Annotated in this window: 18 protein-coding genes; 12 read left to right on the top strand and 6 right to left on the bottom strand. The window is 39.7% G+C overall.

The genetic code is table 11. The features are described from left to right. Positions 1–2: 2 nt before the first annotated feature. Genes ppk1 through WG954_RS18810 form a run of 3 tightly spaced genes read left to right on the top strand, consistent with a single transcriptional unit; the run spans position 3 to position 3,854 of the window. Entirely contained in the window at positions 3–2,048 is a 2,046-nt protein-coding gene (gene ppk1, locus WG954_RS18820) for a polyphosphate kinase 1 (RefSeq protein WP_340438382.1), read from the top strand. Then, complete coding sequence (locus tag WG954_RS18815; protein WP_340438381.1) at positions 2,045–3,118, top strand: adenylate/guanylate cyclase domain-containing protein; 1,074 nt, start codon at positions 2,045–2,047, stop codon at positions 3,116–3,118. Before ppk1 ends, WG954_RS18815 begins: the two co-directional genes overlap by 4 nt. A gap of 25 nt (positions 3,119–3,143) precedes the next feature. After that, on the top strand, positions 3,144–3,854 hold the full coding sequence (locus WG954_RS18810; protein ID WP_340438380.1) for a phosphatase PAP2 family protein: 711 nt from the start codon (positions 3,144–3,146) through the stop codon (positions 3,852–3,854). Positions 3,855–4,147: 293 nt separating this feature from the next. Here WG954_RS18810 and WG954_RS18805 read toward each other — a convergent pair whose 3' ends face one another. The 3 genes from WG954_RS18805 to WG954_RS18795 form a co-directional block, all read right to left on the bottom strand. Continuing rightward, positions 4,148–4,600: an Hsp20/alpha crystallin family protein gene (locus WG954_RS18805; protein ID WP_340438379.1), complete on the bottom strand. Its 453-nt coding sequence runs from the start codon at positions 4,598–4,600 to the stop codon at positions 4,148–4,150. Between the two features lie 241 nt (positions 4,601–4,841). Further along, positions 4,842–5,531 (bottom strand): response regulator, encoded by a 690-nt coding sequence (locus WG954_RS18800; RefSeq protein WP_340438378.1) that lies wholly within the window; start codon positions 5,529–5,531, stop codon positions 4,842–4,844. Next, entirely contained in the window at positions 5,528–6,604 is a 1,077-nt protein-coding gene (locus tag WG954_RS18795) for a sensor histidine kinase (protein WP_340438377.1), read from the bottom strand. Before WG954_RS18795 ends, WG954_RS18800 begins: the two co-directional genes overlap by 4 nt. Before the next feature lie 151 nt (positions 6,605–6,755). On the opposite strand from WG954_RS18795, the gene WG954_RS18790 reads away from it, so the two are divergent. The 3 genes from WG954_RS18790 (at position 6,756) to WG954_RS18780 (ending at position 10,371) form a co-directional block, all read left to right on the top strand. Further along, on the top strand, positions 6,756–8,732 hold the full coding sequence (locus tag WG954_RS18790; protein WP_340438375.1) for a KUP/HAK/KT family potassium transporter: 1,977 nt from the start codon (positions 6,756–6,758) through the stop codon (positions 8,730–8,732). Positions 8,733–9,013: 281 nt separating this feature from the next. Beyond that, positions 9,014–9,880 carry an alpha/beta fold hydrolase gene (locus WG954_RS18785; RefSeq protein ID WP_340438374.1) on the top strand — a complete coding sequence of 289 codons (867 nt, stop codon included), beginning with the start codon at positions 9,014–9,016 and terminating at the stop codon, positions 9,878–9,880. 71 nt (positions 9,881–9,951) lie between these two features. Continuing rightward, positions 9,952–10,371: a hypothetical protein gene (locus tag WG954_RS18780; protein WP_340438373.1), complete on the top strand. Its 420-nt coding sequence runs from the start codon at positions 9,952–9,954 to the stop codon at positions 10,369–10,371. A 141-nt stretch (positions 10,372–10,512) separates the two neighbouring features. On the opposite strand, the gene WG954_RS18775 is transcribed toward WG954_RS18780, so the two are convergent. Continuing rightward, positions 10,513–11,556: a hypothetical protein gene (locus tag WG954_RS18775; protein WP_340438372.1), complete on the bottom strand. Its 1,044-nt coding sequence runs from the start codon at positions 11,554–11,556 to the stop codon at positions 10,513–10,515. A 128-nt stretch (positions 11,557–11,684) separates the two neighbouring features. On the opposite strand from WG954_RS18775, the gene thrS reads away from it, so the two are divergent. From thrS to WG954_RS18750, 5 genes are all read left to right on the top strand, one after another. Then, on the top strand, positions 11,685–13,616 hold the full coding sequence (thrS, locus tag WG954_RS18770) for a threonine--tRNA ligase (protein WP_340438371.1): 1,932 nt from the start codon (positions 11,685–11,687) through the stop codon (positions 13,614–13,616). Between the two features lie 83 nt (positions 13,617–13,699). After that, positions 13,700–14,278: a translation initiation factor IF-3 gene (infC, locus tag WG954_RS18765; RefSeq protein ID WP_340438369.1), complete on the top strand. Its 579-nt coding sequence runs from the start codon at positions 13,700–13,702 to the stop codon at positions 14,276–14,278. Positions 14,279–14,535: 257 nt separating this feature from the next. Next, positions 14,536–14,733: a 50S ribosomal protein L35 gene (gene rpmI / locus WG954_RS18760; RefSeq protein WP_324232609.1), complete on the top strand. Its 198-nt coding sequence runs from the start codon at positions 14,536–14,538 to the stop codon at positions 14,731–14,733. Positions 14,734–14,776: 43 nt separating this feature from the next. After that, a complete protein-coding gene (gene rplT / locus WG954_RS18755; RefSeq protein ID WP_182801309.1) occupies positions 14,777–15,121 on the top strand; it encodes a 50S ribosomal protein L20 in 345 nt (114 codons plus the stop codon). 170 nt (positions 15,122–15,291) lie between these two features. Then, the gene (locus WG954_RS18750; RefSeq protein ID WP_340438367.1) at positions 15,292–16,722 is read left to right on the top strand and encodes a type III PLP-dependent enzyme domain-containing protein; all 1,431 of its coding nucleotides are present in this window, start codon (positions 15,292–15,294) and stop codon (positions 16,720–16,722) included. Between the two features lie 75 nt (positions 16,723–16,797). Here the strand turns inward: WG954_RS18750 and WG954_RS18745 are convergent, their stop codons facing one another. Next, positions 16,798–17,340, bottom strand: coding sequence for a hypothetical protein (locus tag WG954_RS18745; protein WP_340438365.1), 543 nt, complete (start codon positions 17,338–17,340; stop codon positions 16,798–16,800). Between the two features lie 59 nt (positions 17,341–17,399). On the opposite strand from WG954_RS18745, the gene WG954_RS18740 reads away from it, so the two are divergent. Beyond that, positions 17,400–17,852 carry a hypothetical protein gene (locus WG954_RS18740; RefSeq protein WP_340438364.1) on the top strand — a complete coding sequence of 151 codons (453 nt, stop codon included), beginning with the start codon at positions 17,400–17,402 and terminating at the stop codon, positions 17,850–17,852. Positions 17,853–17,902: 50 nt separating this feature from the next. On the opposite strand, the gene WG954_RS18735 is transcribed toward WG954_RS18740, so the two are convergent. Further along, positions 17,903–19,159, bottom strand: a complete 1,257-nt coding sequence (locus WG954_RS18735) for a hypothetical protein (protein ID WP_340438361.1) — start codon at positions 19,157–19,159, stop codon at positions 17,903–17,905. Between the last annotated feature and the right edge of the window lie 60 nt (positions 19,160–19,219).

The following is a 19,219-nucleotide window of genomic DNA, read 5'->3' as shown; positions in this document are numbered from 1 at the left end:
GTATGTTACATAACAGAGACATGAGTTGGTTAGGATTTAACTTCAGAGTATTGCAGGAAGCATCCGACAAAACCGTTCCGCTGTATGAACGGATGAAATTCCTGTCCATCTTCTCCAGTAACCTAGATGAGTTTTTCAGAGTAAGATATCCGTCTGTCTTTGCGTTTTCTAAAATAAATGAGAAGACAAGAAATAAAGCAAGCGTTGTAATGGCCGATGATACAGCGGAAAAAATTAAGAATGAGATCAACCGTCAGCTGATGCATTTCGGCCATGTTCTTACCCAGGAAATCATTCCCGAATTAAAGACCAACGGTATTGTTTTTTATTACAACTCAGAAATAAGAGCAGAACACAAAAAAGAGATCAAAGAGATTTTCCTATCGGATGTATTGGCATTTATTCAGCCCATATTTCTGGAATCAAGTCTTCAGTCATTTTTACCGGAGAACAACCAACTTTATTTTGTGGTAACATTGACAGAGCCGAGCCACGGCTTATTAAAACAGGCCATTGTAAATATTCCTTCAGATAAAGTAAAACGTTTTTTTTCTTTAACTCCGTTGGAAGGAGATGAATATGTTATTTTCCTGGATGATATCATTCGGGAGAATCTGGGTTTGCTGTTTCCGAAACTTACGATACTTAGTGTGTATAGTATAAAGTTTAACAGGGATGCTGAACTTAATCTCAAAGATGAATACAGTGGCAATTTGTTGAATAAAATTGAAAAACAATTGAAGAAAAGGGAAATTGGGTTGCCTTCCCGTTTTTTGTATGAGGAAGGTATGCCACGCAACCTGCAATTGTTTTTGATGGCAGCTTTTGAAGTAAAGTATGAGGATATGTTTATGGGCGGCAGGTATCACCACCTCAGTGATCTTTCGGCTTTCCCATCTTTTCAGAAAAATCTTTATTTCGAAAAAGCAAAACCACTTACAGCAACGGGCATAACCGATTGTGCTGATATTTTTCATGTACTTGAACAGCGGGATGTGTTATTGCATTTGCCTTACCAATCATATAATCCCGTGTTGGCGTTTTTTAACCAGGCTGCAGTTGATGCAGATGTAACGGATATTTATATTACACTTTACAGGCTGGCATCCGATTCACATATTGTTAATGCCTTAATAGGGGCAGCAAAAAATGGAAAGAATGTTGTGGTGTTTATAGAATTGAAAGCACGTTTTGACGAAGCAAATAATATTGAATGGAGCCGGATCATGCAGGCAGCAGGGATTAAACTGGTGTACAGTCTGCCACAGATAAAAGTACATTCAAAAATTGCTCTGGTGAAGAAAAAAGTGGATGGCCATGAATTATCGTATGCCGTTCTCAGTACAGGAAATTTTAATGAATCAACAGCCCGTTTTTATACCGATCATGTGTTGATGACTTCTGATATGTCAATTATTAAGGAATTAGTTTCACTATTTAAATTCCTTGAAAAGGGACGTAACGAAATAGGGGATACAAGATTGAAGTTTAATGATCTGCTTGTATCACAATTTAATATGGTAGACGAGTTGGAAAAACGTGTTGGGCTTGAAATAAAAAAAGCTAAGAAAGGGGAACCGGCACACATCAGGATAAAAGTAAACAACCTTGAAGAGCCGGGCATCATTAAGTTGTTGTATAAAGCAAGTAAGGCCGGAGTAAAAGTGGATCTGATTGTGCGAAGCGTTTGTTGTGTTGCTCCCGGAATTGCCGACATAAGTGAGCATATTACAGTGCGGCGGATTGTTGACAGGTTTCTCGAGCATACACGATTATTTATTTTTGGTTCAGATGAAAATGCAACGGTGTATATAGGATCTGCAGACCTTATGACTAGAAACCTGTATCACCGGGTAGAAGTTTGTGTTCCGGTAAAAGATGCGGGTTGCCGAAAACAGATCCTTGATTATTTTGATATCCAGTGGTCTGATAATGATAAAGCCGTTCAATTCTTGCCAGATCAACAAACTATTCCTGTCAACGGGCAAAATGGAACCAGCATCAATGCGCAACAAAGCATCTATCAATACCTGCAAAACATCACATGAAAAACCGGGCATCATCTTATTCCTTATTTTCCGGTTTTGTAAAATATAAGCTGCGTAATGTTCTCTACATTGCTCTTGCATGGACAATAATTGACAGCATTGTTATTCTCTTAATGCGAGACGAAGCTCACATAACATTTCGCTTTTTTGTTGTGAGGGAATCAGCAGTTTTTATCATTAGCTGTTTCATGGGTTATTTGTTTGTATTTGCGCTCAGGAACGCATTTCCCAAACAATCGCCCTTTTTAAATTTTGTCCTGAAAAGTTTCAGTCTTATACTGGCCGCATTTCTTATTAGTTTTCTTGTTCCTGTTCTCGATAGTATTATCCTTCGTGGCAAGGAGGCATCAGAAGCGATGCAGCTTTCGATCAATGATATGTTGGAGCCAAAACTTTTATTCCGGAGAATTCTCTATTGGGTTGTACTATTGGTCATCACTCAATTGTATATGGAGATCAATGAAAAATATTCGCCGGGTGTTTTTATTGATATTATCCGGGGAAAGTACATGCAGCCGAAAATTGAAAAGCGTATCGTCATGTTCATGGATCTGAAAGATTCAACACCTATTGCTGAAAAACTGGGGCATGTTGAAAATTTCAAATTCATTCGTGATTTTATATTTGATGTGTCAATGGCATTGATAGAACATGATGGAAGAATTTACCAATATGTGGGAGATGAAATTGTAGTGTCCTGGCTTTTTTCAAAACGGAATGCACAGAAATGTCTGAACTCGATCATTGATGCCCGTAAAAATCTTCAGAAGAACGGCGAGCATTTTCGCCGCCGATACAATATCATACCTGAATTCAGAGTAGGATTGCATATGGGGGAAGTAACGGTTGGGCAAATTGGTGTGATTAAAAAAGATCTGGCCATGAGTGGCGATACGATGAACACTACTGCACGCATACGCAGCGCCTGCACCGAACTGAATCAGAAGTTTATTATGTCGAAAAATTTTATGGAGAACAGTGATTTAACGGATTGGCAAGGTGAAAGTCTCGGCATTATTGATCTCAAAGGAAAAGCAGAGGGTATTGAATTGTTCTCGATCAAAATATAATGTAAACCTATGCAAGAATTAAGTCATGAAAAAAAATGAAACAACAGAAATAAAAGAAATACCAGGCGCTGTTGCATTGATAACAGCAGAGGTTATTTTTTTGATCATTGCTTCACTGGTATCTATCAGTACGTTGATTGTGATCATCAGGCGGATTTTTATTGTTAAAACAACTGACTTTGATGAAAACGCATTTGATTTATTTGCTTCATTGGTAACTGATACCAATACGCACATTGCATTGGTCATTACTTTTTTGGGGTCATATTTATTTATGGTTACCGCCTGGTTTGTTCTAATGGGCTATTTTCTATTTGTGAGAAAGAACAAGCGGCGATTCATCAATATATTTATCATTGCGCTGAGTAATTTTGGTTTAATGGTGGGGTTGAAATTTTTCTTTAACCGACCACGACCATTGATCCCATTATTAAATGAAATTCCCGGCTTAAGTTTCCCAAGTGGCCATGCTTTTATGGGAACGATCTATTATGGTTTATTGATCAGCATTGTTTATCGTGAAGTAAAGACAACCTGGAAAAAATGGTTGCTCATTTTTCTACTGCTTTGCACCATTATCCTGGTGGGCTTAAGCAGGGTATACCTGCGTGTACATTATTTAAGTGATGTGCTGGCAGGTTTTTGTTTTGGCACACTGTCATTGATCATTTTTATTTGGTTGATCAAACGCATGGAAAAATACAATGCTTTAAAACTGGGTGTTCTCAGGAAGTAGCTGATGAGCAGTTTTAGTTGCAATCGGCACGCTCATCGGCAGCAAGGGAGGCTGGGTTGTAGAATGTTTTCTTCAACATAGAGACGATCAACGTCCCTTGTCGGTTAATACCAGCACCTTAAACTGACAGTAAGGTGTCAGTTTATTTGAGTTCTGCAAGTATTAATTTAAAACCGGGTGATGGTTAATGCCGGGTACTTCTATAAAGAAAAATTCGGATCATATTTCAGAATATAAAATGCTGCCTCTTACTTTAGAGGCAGCATTCATTTCAGTAAATGCAAAACAAACTATCAGGAGATTTGAATCAACCTTGGTGGCTTTTGTTTTGCTTCTTCTTTTTTAGGGATTAAAAGATGCAGCAAACCATTTTCATATTTCGCTTCAATCTTATCGATATCCACTACATCTTTCTGTAAAGTAAACGTCCGTTGAAAAGATTGATAACTAAATTCACGACGGAAATATTTTCCTTCTTCTCTTTCCTCGTTTTGATTGCTTTTTTGCGAACTAATGGTCAATGCATTTCCATCAAGCTCAACCTTGAAATCTGTTTTAGCCATTCCGGGTGCAGCCACTTCAACTTCATAATTTTCGGCCGTTTCTTTAATGTTTACTGCCGGAATTGTGGTATTGGTGTTTGAAAAATTGGAGCTGTTCCAATTAAACAAATCCCGGTTAAAGAAATCATCAAAAAGCATGGGAAATGGATTTAATAAATTCCCATTTCTTTTTACGAGTGTCATACGTACCTCCTTTTTAATGGTTATAAAATAAATTTCGTCAAGAAGTCATCAACCTGTATGCCATGGGCAATTTCAAACCTGGAAAACGAAAATTTGTCTTTTCCCGGTTAAAAAATGTCAGGTAAAACGCCATTTTTTCGGTGATTGATTTAAGGAGTATGTAACGAAATTTGCGGCCCTGATTTCCTATGCCTGCTGCAAATTCCAGTGAAAAGATTGCTTTATCTAAAATTCGATGGGGTCAACTAATACTGCTCACAAATCGATAACCTACTCCTGCTTCGGTCAACAAATACAGAGGCCTGTTTGGATCATCTTCGATCTTCTTGCGTATCTGTGCAATAAACACACGCAGGTATTGTGATTGATTGATATAACCCGGCCCCCAGATAGCACGCAGCAGGTATTGATGTGTGAGCACTTTGCCTTCGTTGCGGATAAGGAGTGCCAACAGGTTGTATTCTGTTGCAGTGAGTTTCAGCAATTGATTGTTTTTCCATACAGATCTTGTTGAAAGATCAACATTCAGATCGCCAAATGATAGTGTTGTTTCTCCTTCATCGGTATTGATGCTGCGCAAAGCAGAACGTATACGGGCAAGCAATTCACCAGTGCGAAAGGGTTTTGATAAATAATCATTTGCCCCATTATCCAATGCTTTGATAATATCTGCTTCGTTTTTTTGCACTGAAAGAATAATGATGGGGTTGGTGTACCATTGCCTGAGTTTTTGCAATACGTTGTGGCCGCTGTCATCTGGTAAACCAAGATCGAGTACTATTAATTCCGGCGGATGGTTTCCAGCCATGATCAAACCTTCTTTTGCTGAAGCAGCAGTTTTTGATAAATAACCATTGCTCTGCAACGTAATTTCAAGCAGCTTCCTCATCTGAGGTTCATCGTCGATAATTAATATTTCTGATTTGTTCATGTTGTAATGGTTTCAAAGCGATTTGATCGTACCGGTAATGAAACAATAAATTTCGCACCACCCAACGGCGATTTTTCTAATTCAACATTTCCTGCAAGTGCTTCCGTAAAACCTTTTACAATTGAAAGGCCAAGACCTGAGCCGGCCGTTTTGCTTTTATTGTTCCGATCAAACTTGTTGAGGATGTCTTTTGCTTCCGTATCAATAAAGGTATTGCCACTGTCTTCAATTATCAGTTGTAAAATATCAGCATGGCAAACGGCTGATACATTAATGATGCAATTGGAAGGAGTGTGAATAGCTGCATTATTTAAGAGATTATAAAGTATCTGCTCAAGCATACCTTTATCAATACTGCAAAAAGGGAGACCGGGTTTTATACTGATGCCTATTTTTCTTTTCTTATTATTTTCTTCCACTGATTGAACAACCTGGTAAATTAATTCTTCCACATCGCACCAATCGTATTTGGGTTGTATATGACCCGATTCCAAACGGGAAATGTTCAATAAATTTTCTACCTGTTGATTTAACCGGAAAGCTCCCTTTGCGATCTCGGCAATCAATTGTTCATGGTTTTCTTTACTGAGGTAGGGGTTGGTTTGCAAATTATCAGTAGCGCCAATGATAGCAGCAATGGGCGTTCTCAATTCATGCGATAAGGAGTTGAGAATGGTGTTGTAAAGTTTCACACTGTTTGCTTTTTCTTCTTTCAACCGTGCATCTTTTTCGATCTGTCTTATTTTATAAGTAAGCACTGCGTTGATCAACGCTATCACAAAATACATTACAAGCAGAATACTGTCCTCGGTTGTATTTACATGTATGGTAAAGCGTGGTGGTATAAAAAAGAAATCCCAGATGAGGGCACTTAATGCCGCTGAGAATAAAACAGGCAGCACATCGAAGATCATGGCTAACAACGATACTGTGACCAGCAACACCAATGCTGCCACCCTGTAACCCATAAAATCAGAAAACAAAAAACAAATGGCTGCTACAATAATAATAGCAGCAATGCTTAACAGGTATTGCTTCGTTTTTGTGATTGTATTGAAGAGCAGCTTATTCATGTTAAACAGATTAGGAGCAAATGTAACATGCAGTTTATTCTATTGAGGATAAAATGCATTTAAACGGTATAAAGATTTTATAAGGATTTCGGCCGGTTTTCTTTTTCGCTGATTACCCAACCTACTTTTGATCTTCAAAATTAAATGATAAATGTCTTCGCATAATCGTGTTAGTGTTGCAGGTCTTTTGATTGCATTGGGAATTATTTTTGGTGATATCGGTACTTCTCCGCTTTATGTTTTAAACGCCATTACAAGTGGAAAGACCATTACAGAAGAATTGATCATCGGCGCACTTTCATTGATCATCTGGACACTTACGCTGCAAACAACGGTGAAGTATGTTATTCTTACGTTGCGTGCAGATAACAAAGGAGAAGGAGGTATATTTTCATTGTTTGCGCTTGTTCGCCGCAGAAGAAAATGGTTGGTGATACCAGCCATGATTGGGGGGGCTGCCTTGCTTGCGGATGGTATGATCACACCACCCATATCTGTAACATCGGCCATTGAAGGTTTGAAACAAATTCCTGCTTTTCATGATATCAGCCAATGGACGGTGATCATTATCGTCATTTGTATCCTTTCAATACTTTTCTTTTTGCAACAGTTTGGATCAGCGTTTATTGGTCGGTCATTCGGGCCCGTTATGGCAGTGTGGTTTGTTATGCTAGCAGTTCTTGGGTTGGCCCAGTTAGTGCAAGACCTCTCGATACTAAAAGCATTTAATCCTTATTATGGTATTGAACTGTTGCTTGCTTACCCGAAAGGGTTTTACATTTTAGGTGGAGTGTTTTTATGTACCACAGGTGCAGAAGCTTTGTATTCCGACTTGGGACATTGCGGTAAATGGAACATCCGTTATTCCTGGATTTTTGTAAAAACCTGTTTGATCATTAATTACCTGGGGCAGGGTGCATGGCTGTTATTGAATCATAGCGGTGAGGTGATCAGTTCATCCCTTATCGAAGACGGGTTTAATCCGTTTTACGGTATTATGCCGCATTGGTTTATTTACTTCGGTATTGCCATTGCCACAGCTGCTACCATCATCGCCAGCCAGGCATTGATATCCGGATCGTTTACACTTGTGAGTGAAGCTATGCGGCTTAATCTTTTCCCGAAGTTTAAAATTAATTACCCTACAGAGGCGAAAGGTCAATTGTATATACCGGCTGTGAATCTGTTGTTGTTCACAGGTTGTATTGGTATTGTACTATACTTTAAAAAAGCTTCGAATATGGAAGCGGCATATGGTCTTGCTATTACAGTTACCATGATCGCAACATCGGTACTGTTTGCAAATTATCTTGTTACCAGACGAACTAAACCCGCATTCATCTATTTATACCTGGCTGTTTATTTTGCCATTGAATTCAGTTTCTTCTATGCCAATCTTGAGAAATTTCCTCATGGTGGTTATGTTACATTGTTGGTGGGAGGCCTGTTGTTCTTTGTAATGTACGATTGGTTCAGGGCAAGAAAAATCAAGAACCGGTATATTGAATTTGTTCGTCTGGAGCATTATATACCAAAACTGCAGGAGTTAAGTAACGATGTTACTGTGCCGAAGTATGCAACGCATCTTATTTACCTTACAAGTGCGGATAACCCGAAGGAAATAGAACATAAGATCATTTATTCCATTATGAACAGAAAGCCGAAACGGGCCGACATCTACTGGTTTATTCATGTTGATACTGTTGATGATCCTTATACAACGGAATACAGTGTTACGCATATCATTCCTAACGATATTATCAGAATTGAGTTCCGTTTAGGTTTCAGGGTGCAGACTCGTATTGACAGCATGTTCCGCAAAGTGGTGAAAGATCTTGTCAACAACCGTGAGGTGAATGTAACCAGCCGTTACGTGAGTCTTGAACGCAATCACATTGCCGGTGATTTTCAATTCATCGTTATGGAAAAATATTTGAGCCAGGATAACGAATTGCCTTTCTGGGAAAGGATTCTTATGAAGTTTCATTTCTGGTTAAAAGAAATTTCGCTTTCAGAAGAAAGAGGGTTTGGGTTAGACCCCAGTAATGTAACGGTTGAAAAGTTTCCGTTAATTGTTGCGCCTGTAAGTAATCTTCGGCTAAAGCGTGTGGAAGAGTATGAAGGATAAACGGAACAATATGGTTTCGTTTATGATTCTGCTGTTTATCTGGCTCATAGCGCTGGCAATATTATATCTGGTGATTCAAAAAATTATTCATCTCTGCCAAAAAGAAATATTAGCCATTATCCCGGCAACGTGTGAATTCTACAACTCTTTCTACTAAACATGTAAGAGATCAGGGGCTGTCAATCGGTAGGTTTACAGGTGGTAAGCTTAAAGCGATAAAAAGAATACGCTTTTGTTTGCGACAAGCAGAAAGTAATACCAAATAGTTTAAAACGTAAGCCATGCATACAGAAATGAAGGGATACGATCTGAGTATTCCTGTCAGCAACTTTAATGTATCGTATGATGATCTGGGCGAAAGTGCCACACCGGTCATCTTCTTACATGGTTATCCATTCAGTAAAGCGATGTGGAAAAAGCAGCTCGAATTTCTGCAAGCAACCAATCGTGTAATTGCTTGTGATATTCGTGGATTTGGCGATTCAAAAGATGAATCGTCAGTCCTCAGCATTGATCTGTTCACAAATGATCTGTTGCAGTTCATGGACAGTTTGAAAATTGAAAAAGCAATTGTTTGTGGGTTATCGATGGGAGGTTACATTGCACTCAATGCAAATAAACGTTTTCCTGAACGCTTTGAAGCATTGATCCTGTGCGACACACAATGTATTGCTGATACGGATGCGGTAAAAGAGAAGCGCTATAAAACGATTGATGATATTTCTGCGAACGGTGCGAAGAAGTTTAATGCTGGATTTATTGAAAATGTTTTTCATAAAGACAGCTTGAACAATAAAAAGGAATTGGTTGAAGAACTTCGCATAGTTGTGTTTGCAAATTCTCAGCACATTATTACAGCCGGACTAATTGCTCTTGCTGAACGTAATGAAACCTGTTCTACATTAGGCGCCATCGGTATTCCAACCATGATCATTTGCGGAAGGGAAGATACAGTAACACCACTTGCTCAATCTGATTTTATGCATCAAATGATTGCAGGATCAACAATGCATGTAATCGACAATGCAGGTCATGTTTCAAATCTTGAACAACCCGATGAATTCAATCAGCATTTACTTGATTTCCTGACTTCTCACAGCGTTAATCAAAAGGAAACGTTTCCTGAGAATGAGGAGAGTATTAAGTAGATTTTTTTTCCATCAAGGGCGCAATGTGCTATCACAATTCTTAACGATAGTATTTTAAAATAAATAACTACATGAAGCAGCAACAAAAAAGAGTGGCCGGAGTTTATCTCGACAGTACCAAAGCAGTAGTGATACGTCCGGCACCGGACTATGAAGAAGGCGATTACATAATCCAGGACAAATTAGAAGCAGAGATTCACGACCGATCCGGTGATAAGGATTCCAGAAATCAGGCGAAGCAAACGGATCTTTTGAAATATTACAAAACAGTTGCGGCGCTCTTAATGGCCTACGAAGAGATTTACATTTTTGGACCCGGCAATGCACAGGAGCAATTTCAAAATCATCTGAAAGACGATGCACAGTTTAAACAGAAAGAATTTTCCATCGACAGTTCTGAACAAATGACCGAGCCGCAAATGATTATGAGGGTGAGGGAGCATTTTAGTGAACAGTCTTCAACTGTTCCTCTTGTGAAGGAGGAGGAGTAATAGCTAATTTTTTACTTCTCTTCAAATCTTGAGAAGCGTGTGAATAATTAGAGAGCCTCTGCATTCGCAGAGGCTCTCTAATTATAATATCGTTGTTTCTCAATAAAGAGATGCAGTACCTTTCAGGAGAACAGACATCTATCAACTCTTAAACCGAAACACCACACTTCCATTCTTCTTATCATCAGCACTTAAAAATACTTTGTGGTATTGTTCGCCGTTCTGCACACGCATGATGGCTGTGTTGGGTGGTATTCGACCCTGGTTCTCTGCATACATGGTAAGTGTGTTATCTCTTCCACGTATTGCTTTCAGTTTTACCACAATCGGTTTATCGCTCAGTGTTTTTTGTGAAACAACTACCTCGCCGTTGAATAACACTGTAATAATATCACCATCGATCTCTGCATTATCATATAAATTCACCGTGATATCTTCTTCTTCAATAGGAATTGTTTCAAAGACTTTGCTTTCACGTTTTTCTAAACCATTCGGCAGTTTAGGTGCAGGGATGTTTGCTTTTACTTCTGAGTTTGTTTTTGTTTCATTTTGATTATCCACTTTTGTAATTGCCGGACCTGTTGTTACAGGCGTTTCTTTCTTTGGTTGTGTTTTTACAACATCCGGTTTTTCTTTTGGTGGAGTGGTTGGTTTTGTTGTTGGTTTTTGTTGGGTTGGAGCCGGCTTCGGATTGGTACGCACGGTATTATTATTTTGCGGCGGTGGAGTAGTGATGATATTTTTTACCAACTGCTTGCGTGAAAGAACAGTTGTACCCATGCCGCATTTATCTTCCTCACGTGCACCTTTCCAGCTTCCTTCCAGTTCTTCGGTATCGCCTTTCTTAAAATACGTGAGCGTATGTACCTGGAAACAATCTTTGAACCATTGGGGTGTATTCGCCTTCACCCGTTTGGTTTCTTTGGCAACAATGGTTTTGCTGCGTGGATCGAGGTTGCCTTCAATGGCACAGATGGTATAAAAACGTTTGCCTTCAATTATAAAGTAGGTGGTAGAAGTGCCTTCCACTTTGTTGCCGTTTACTTCAAGCTCAAGGAAATATTCGGTGCGTGAGCCACCGGGATCGCCTTTGGCATCAAAGCTGCCGCTCCATTGTCCGCTATACTTTTGGGCAAAGGTTATGGACGAACAAAAAAGGAAAGCCAGTAAAAGAGTCTTCTTCATGATGTAAGTTCTGTTCAATACTCCTGCAAATTACACATTTGAAAAAAAAGGGTTGGCGAAAGGCTTTGTTAATTTTCCATCAGCAATGATTCGTTACCTTTGTCCACCTAAAAAATCAAACGAAGTTCATGAAGATCAGTTTTCCCGATGGCGCAGTAAGAGAGTATGAGCAAGGAGCATCAGCCCTCGACATCGCCAAATCAATCAGCGAAGGATTAGCAAGAAAAGTGTTGGCCGCAAATGTTAACGGACAAGTGTGGGATCTCACTCGCCCTATTAACGACGATTCTTCTTTGAAACTGTTGACGTGGGATGATGCTGAAGGAAAGAACACGTTCTGGCATAGCAGTGCTCATCTTATGGCAGAGGCTGTGGAATCTTTATTCCCGGGTGTAAAATTCTGGGTAGGTCCGGCGTTGGAGAAAGGCTTTTATTACGATATGGATCTTGGCGATCGCAAAATGAGTGAAGAAGATTTGGCGATACTGGAAAAGAAGATGAACGAATTGGCTAAAAAGAACAATCCTTTCCAACGCAAAGAAATATCCAAGCAGGATGCAGTTGCTTATTTCTCAGAAAAAGGTGATGAATACAAACTTGATCTGTTACAGAACCTGGAAGATGGCGGCATTACGTTGTATTCACAAGGTGAGTTTACTGATCTCTGTCGTGGGCCACATATTCCGCATACTGGTTTTATCAAAGCAATTAAATTAACTTCTATTGCCGGTGCTTATTGGAAAGGTGATGAAAAGAATAAACAACTGACACGTGTATATGGAGTGACCTTCCCTTCACAAAAAGAGTTGGATGAATACCTGGCGATGCTGGAAGAGGCAAAGAAAAGAGATCACCGGAAGTTGGGTAAAGAGTTAGGTATTTATACAATGGATGATGATGTTGGTCAAGGTTTGCCTTTATGGATGCCGAACGGTACCATCATTATTGAAGAGCTTGAAAAGCTGGCAAAGGAAACTGAAGGCGAAGCAGGATACAAGCGTGTGGTGACTCCGCATATAGCAAAAGAAAGCATGTACCTCACCAGTGGTCACTTGCCGTATTATGCAGATAGTATGTTTCCTCCAATGGAAATGGATGGAGAAAAATATTATCTCAAAGCGATGAACTGTCCGCATCATCATAAAATATTTGATGCTGAACCAAAGAGCTATAAAGATCTTCCATATCGTATTGCAGAATATGGTACCTGTTACCGTTATGAGCAGAGTGGGGAGTTGTTTGGTTTGATGCGTGTACGTTGCCTGCACATGAACGATGCACATATCTATTGCAACCGTGATCAGTTTGCTGATGAATTCCGTGCTGTGAATGATATGTACCTGAAGTATTTCAAAATATTCGGTGTTGATAAATATGTGATGCGTTTGAGTTTGCATGATCCTGCCAAGCTTGGTCAGAAATATGTGAACGAACCGGAACTGTGGCAGGAAACAGAAGCCATGGTACGCAGGGTACTCATCGAATCAAATATCCCATTCATTGAAGTGCAGGATGAAGCGGCATTCTACGGCCCGAAGATTGATGTACAGATATGGAGTATTATTGGCCGTGAGTTTACTCTTGCAACCAACCAGGTTGATTTCAACAGCGGTAACAAGTTCAAACTGTCGTTTACGAATCAGAATAACCAACCGGAAGTGCCGTTGATCATTCACCGTGCACCGCTGGGTACCCATGAACGGTTCATCGGTTTCTTGTTAGAGCATTATGCAGGCAAATTCCCGTTATGGCTGGCACCTTTGCAGGTGAAAATTCTGCCCATAAGTGATAAGTTCATGGATTATGCAAAAACCCTGTTGAATAAACTGAAAAAAGCAGATATTCGTGCTGAGATTGACGATCGCAGCGAAAAAATAGGTAAGAAGATCAGGGATACAGAGCTTGCAAGAGTTCCTTATATGCTGGTTGTGGGTGAGAAAGAAGTGAACGAAGGAAAAGTAGCGGTTCGTAAACAAGGTAAAGGTGATGCGGGTGTATTTGATGCAGATGAATTCATAGCTGCCGCAGCACTTGAGATCAAAGAAAGAAAATCAGAATAATTAATTTCTCTTCTGCCCCTGAAGAGAATTATAAACACAAATGAACAGTTGCTTCCTGAAAGGGGTATGGAAGCAGAATTAATATGGCATTTCCACAAAGACCTCCGAGGGGACGTTTTATTCCCCGTAAAGAGCCAGAACATCGCATCAACCACATGATCCGTGTACCGGAAGTACGCCTGGTTGGTGATAACGTAGAGGTGGGAGTTTATCCTACACAAAAAGCCTTACAAATTGCACAGGAACTCGGTTTAGACCTGGTGGAGATCTCTCCACAAGCGGTTCCACCTGTTTGTAAAGCAATTGACTACAATAAATTCCTTTACGAGAAGAAGAAGAAGGAAAAGGAAATGAAGTCGAAAAGTAAATCGGCCGAACTGAAAGAGATCCGTTTTACACCGAATACAGATGATCATGACTTCGATTTCAAAGCAAAACATGCTGAGAACTTCCTGAAAGAAGGGAATAAAGTGAAGGCTTACGTACAGTTTAAAGGTCGTGCCATCCAGTTTAAAGAAAGGGGAGAACTCGTGTTGCTGAAATTTGCGGAGCGTCTGAAAGATTCCGGCCAGGTTGAAGGATTTCCTAAATTGGAAGGAAAGCGGATGTTGATGATTATTGCGCCAAGAACGGCGAAAAAGAAGAAAGAAAACGCTGAATAATAGCAGAAACCGCCTTTGAAAGAGGCGGTTTTTTTAGTTTGATTGGTTTTTGTCGTGTCGGGGAACGAGATATTTCATGAGACGAGGGGACGGGCTCATAAAAAATCTGTCTTCGATCCCTGTATTTTCGTGGTTATTGCCTACATTTGCGCTCCCAAATCGGGAGGCTGAAAACAGCCGGTATTGCCCAAACGGCCCCCTAAGTGTTCTGCCTGTGCAGAGCCGCCAGCAGGGTATCATTCTTAAAGAGCATTCAAATGCCAAAGGTAAAAACGAACTCAAGTGCCAAAAAAAGGTTTAAAGTAACCGGCACTGGTAAGATCATGCATCAGAAGAGTTTCAAACGTCACATCCTCACAAAGAAATCAAAAAAACGTAAGCGTAACATGCGTCTGGACGGAGAAGTAGCACAATCTCATGTACACTTTGTAAAACGTTTATTGCGTCTTAAATAAGATGCAGCTGTAAACCAAATTTATAATTTAAAAACATTAAGATATGCCACGTTCAGTAAACGCAGTTGCATCGAAGCAACGCCGCAAAAGAATTCTCAAACAAGCCAAAGGTTTTTATGGCAAACGAAAAAACGTATATACCGTTGCCAAAAACGTAGTTGAAAAAGGTATGACCTACAGTTATGTTGGTCGTAAACTGAAAAAGCGTGAATACCGTGCGCTTTGGATCGCTCGTATCAACGCAGCAGTAAGGGAAGAAGGATTAACATACTCTGTATTCATCAACAAGCTGAAAGCAAAAAACATTGATCTTGACCGTAAGATCCTTGCAGACTTAGCGATGAACGAACCAGAAAGCTTCAAGCAACTGGTTGCATCAGTAAAATAATCATCAACTGATTTATACAAAGCCCCAACAGAAATATGTTGGGGCTTTTTTTGTTTTACTTACTACTATCGGCTGATGGAGAGCGGCTTCTTCTCCGGTCTTTGCGTCCCTCAAAAAAACTTCATGCCCCTGCATTTGTTTTTACAATAAGTTTGTGCAAAATTTTAAAGGTGACAAACGACCCACGTAGTTATACACTGACCAACCAAACGTACACCGACCTGGTGCATCAAACATTCAACTTCCCGCAAGAAGATTTTCATTTACACAATAATTACCTGCAGTTTAATGGACTTGACCTGAAGGCCCTGATCGATAAGTATGGTACGCCGATGAAGCTGACCTATCTGCCAAAGATCGGCATGCAGATCAAGAAGGCGAAGAAGATGTTTGATACTGCTTTTAAAAAGCACAGGTATGAAGGCAAATATTTTTATTGCTATTGCACCAAGAGCAGTCACTTCTCTTTTGTGGTGGAAGAAACATTGAAGAATGAAGTTCATCTTGAAACGTCTTTTGCTTACGATATTGAAATTATCAACAAGCTTTACCAAAAGAAAAAGATCAATAAGGATATACAGATCATTTGTAACGGTTATAAACAAAAGAGCTACATCACACGTATCGCTAAATTGTTGAATACAGGTTTCAAAAATGTAACACCCATTCTTGATAACAAAGAGGAATTACAGCAATATAAAAAAACCGTAAAGGTACCTTTCAAAGTAGGTATTCGTGTGGCTGCAGAAGAAGAACCGAATTTCCCATTCTATACATCCCGTCTTGGAATTCGTGCAAGAGATATTCTTGAGTTTTATGTTGACAAGATCGAGGGAAACGAAGATCGTTTCCAGTTGAAGATGCTGCATATCTTTTTGAACAAGGGAATTAAAGATGATATCTATTACTGGAGTGAGCTGAACAAAGTAGTGAACCTGTATTGCCAGTTGAAGAAGATATGTCCTGAATTAGATTCAATCAATATCGGCGGGGGATTCCCAATAAAACATTCACTTGGGTTTGAATACGACTACCAGTTCATGATCAATGAAATTGTAGCGACCATCAAAAAAACCTGTAAGAAAGCAGGTGTACCAATGCCAAATATCTATACAGAGTTTGGAAGTTTTACAGTAGGTGAAAGTATGGCGCATATTTATTCTGTGCTTGCACAAAAAACACAGAATGACCGGGAGAATTGGTACATGATCGATTCATCATTCATCACTACCTTACCAGACACATGGGGCATTGGTGAAAAATTCCTGATGTTACCTATCAACAAATGGGATAACGATTATCAGCGTGTGGTGCTCGGTGGCATTACCTGCGACAGTCATGATTATTATGATTCAGAAGAGCATATCAATGAAGTGTTCCTTCCAAAATTAAACGGAGACAGCACAGAGCCTTTGTATGTTGGCTTCTTCCATACAGGTGCTTACCAGGATCAGATCAGCGGTTACGGTGGTATTAAGCACTGTATGATACCTTCACCTAAACACATCATTGTCGGGCACGATAAGAACGGCAAGCTCATCGATTGGGTTTATGCCAAGGAACAAACAGCGCAGAGCATGCTGAAGATACTGGGATATTAATCTCAGCACATATAAAGTAAAAGCCTCCCGATAGATCGGGAGGCTTTTTTTATTTCTACTTCTACTACTTACAAATTATAAGTTAGGATTGCTGGTACGGCTTGGTCTTTTGCCACCGTTTTGCGGTGTGTTGTTTGGGTATCGTTGTTGCGGATAACTCGGATACTGCGGATATTGCTGAGGATATGTTCTTACATTTCTGTCGTCCCAATCCCTGTCGTCATCGTGGTGATGATTACAATTGCCTTTTTTATTTCCTTTGCCCTTTCCTTTTGCATAATCCTTGGCATGACCACCATAAATCTTCTTGGCTTGACCTGGAGGCAAGTTGCCATGATTGCAATTATTATTGCTGTAGCTTCCATTACGTTGGTTACGTGGATAGCTCATACGGCCATCAGGATAACGAACAGCGCCATCGGGGTAACGAGTTGTACCATCGGGATACTGAATTGTTCCGTCGGGCCATTGGCGGCTACCATCCTGTCTTACAACCGGGCGGTTTGTACGGTTGCCGAAAATATCTCCTCCTCTCGGAAATATCTGTGCCGATGCTGAATTAGCTGCTACTACCATCATCAGGGCTATTGACCATTTGTAGAATTTTAAGTTTGCCATAGTCGGTATGTTTTATACTTGTAATTCAAACTATTTGCCAAATGCCAAAAACTACAGGTATGAAACACGTTCTTACGCTTTATTTAACAATATTGATCGGTGTTAACGCTTCTGCACAAAGCACAGAAGATTCTGTGAAGGCGGTTGTTAACAATTTATTTGCAGCAATGAAAAACGCAGATTCAGTTGCATTGAAAAATGTGTTCTCTGAGTGGGCTGTATTGCAAACCATCAGCCGTACAAAGGAAGGGGCAACAATGATACGAACAGATAACATCAATCAATTTGCGTCTTTTGTTGGAAAATCAAATAAAGGTGATGCAGATGAACGTATAAGTTTTGGTGCAGTGCATATTGATGGAGCTTTAGCAAGTGTATGGACACCGTATGAGTTTTATTTAAAAGGAACCTTCAGTCATTGTGGAGTAAACTCATTTCAGCTTGTGCGGATAAATGGAGTTTGGAAAATTCAATACCTGATTGATACAAGAAGAAAGACAGATTGTAAATAACAGCAGTATCATTATTATAAAAGAAGCCGGTGAATATTCACCGGCTTCTTTTATGATTTCTTTTTGTTGCGATACTTTCTGTTCACTTTCGGATCATCGAAGTATTTGTTAACATTCTTCGGATCTTCAAAGTTGATCTCTTCAAGCGGTACATCGATAAGCTGCAACTGAATTTGTTTAAGATCTGTTTTCAGCTTTGTTGTTTTTGTTATGATGTCGGGATCTTTTTCGCTCACCAGTCCATTCTCCTGAAGAATATATTCCAACCGCCTGATGCTTGTTCGCACCAACGAAACAGAATTCTGATCATTTACTTTATTAGGTGCAACAGCTTCCTTTACAGGTACCAGTGTTACACCAACAGCCGGCAATACACGTCCCACGTTCTTTTGATCTTCATTTTTAGATGTACTCAGGATGGTGCCTGCTAAAGCGGAGGATGAAGATGTCATATCAAACGCCACTCTTTTATTGCGTGTATGTTTAATTTTTTTATCGAGTGTGCGGAAGGTGAATTTCAGTTGCTGAATATACCTGTTGTAATCACTAACAAGTTTATCGTATTCCTGTTTTTTTAGTGGGTAGTTAATTGCATCCCTTACAATAATGCGTACAACAGCTGTATCCTTATTCCTGAATTTATCAGCACCAATAAACAAAAGGCGAAAATCTTTTACTTTTCCTGCATCATTATCTTTCACAAAATCATAAGGAATCCACCAAACAAATTCATCTTTACATTTGGTGATCGTGTATTCCGGTTTTATGGGAATGCTGCTTTCGAAATTGATGTATTCGATCGGGAAGTTTCCGTTCTCACAATTCAACACAAAACGTGCAGTATCGCCTTCATCTACAGTAACAGTTGATGAAACCGATGGTCTTATTTTCGATTGAATGATCTCGGTATTAAAGAATACAATTGTAAACACCGTATCTGCTTTTTCCACCGGGTTATTTAAATTCTGAACACCCAGCTGTACTTTGTATTCAACATCATACTTTAATCTTCCTGAAAGAAAATAAGCTTTGTCTGCTTTGAATGTCAGCAAGCCATTGTCTTTATTAATGCGCAAACCAACAGGTGAGTTCTTTAAATACCAATAATAGTTCGTGATTTCTTTATTGATCTCCAGTTTATAACTGAGCGAACTATCTACATGCAACGTAAAGTAAGGGTTCAGGTTGCGTATACGCAACGATGTATCCACTGGAAGCGGAATTGAATGAGCTGTATCGGGAATATCCTGTGCCTTTGTGCTCAACAGGATAAACAAGCCGGTAAGAAGGGTTAATAGAGCTTTCATGTCGATTGAAGCGAAGATAATCATGTCTGCCGAAACACATGTTAAGAGAAACAAAAACCC

Source organism: Lacibacter sp. H375, assembly GCF_037892425.1.
GTDB lineage: Bacteria > Bacteroidota > Bacteroidia > Chitinophagales > Chitinophagaceae > Lacibacter.
This window is presented reverse-complemented; position numbering and strand designations above follow the sequence as displayed.